Below are 642 nucleotides of genomic sequence, written 5' to 3'. Positions count from 1 at the left end.
ACTCATTTGGGTTGTATGGTTAAGTGACCAAGCGTATACGGTGGATGCCTTGGCAGTCAGAGGCGATGAAGGACGTAATAACTTGCGAAAAGCGTTGGCGAGCTAGTAATAAGCATTTGAGCTAACGATATCCGAATGGGGAAACCCGGCCACATAAGTGGTCATCATAACGTGAATACATAGCGTTATGAGGCGAACCTGGGGAACTGAAACATCTAAGTACCCAGAGGAAAAGAAATCAACCGAGATTCCCCTAGTAGCGGCGAGCGAACGGGGATTAGCCCTTAAGTCTATGGGGTGTTAGTGGAATGTGTTGGAAAGCACAGCGGCACAGGGTGATAGCCCCGTACATGAAAACTAACCGTAGATGAAAACGAGTAAGGCGGGACACGTGACATCCTGTTTGAATATGGGGGGACCATCCTCCAAGGCTAAATACTCCTGACTGACCGATAGTGAACCAGTACCGTGAGGGAAAGGCGAAAAGAACCCCTGTGAGGGGAGTGAAATAGAACCTGAAACCGTGTACGTACAAGCAGTGGGAGCGGTTCTTGAGACCGTGACTGCGTACCTTTTGTATAATGGGTCAGCGACTTACATTTTGTAGCGAGGTTAAGCGAATAGCGGAGCCGTAGGGAAACC

Annotated in this window: 1 rRNA gene; it reads left to right on the top strand. The window is 49.1% G+C overall.

Annotation, left to right across the window (positions count from 1 at the left end):
• Positions 1–17: 17 nt before the first annotated feature.
• Positions 18–642: ribosomal RNA gene (locus AAEZ02_RS21765) — 23S ribosomal RNA — on the top strand; the annotation flags it as partial.

The sequence above is a fragment of the Shewanella sp. T24-MNA-CIBAN-0130 genome, from assembly GCF_040310185.1.
Lineage (GTDB): Bacteria > Pseudomonadota > Gammaproteobacteria > Enterobacterales > Shewanellaceae > Shewanella > Shewanella psychromarinicola.
This window is presented reverse-complemented; position numbering and strand designations above follow the sequence as displayed.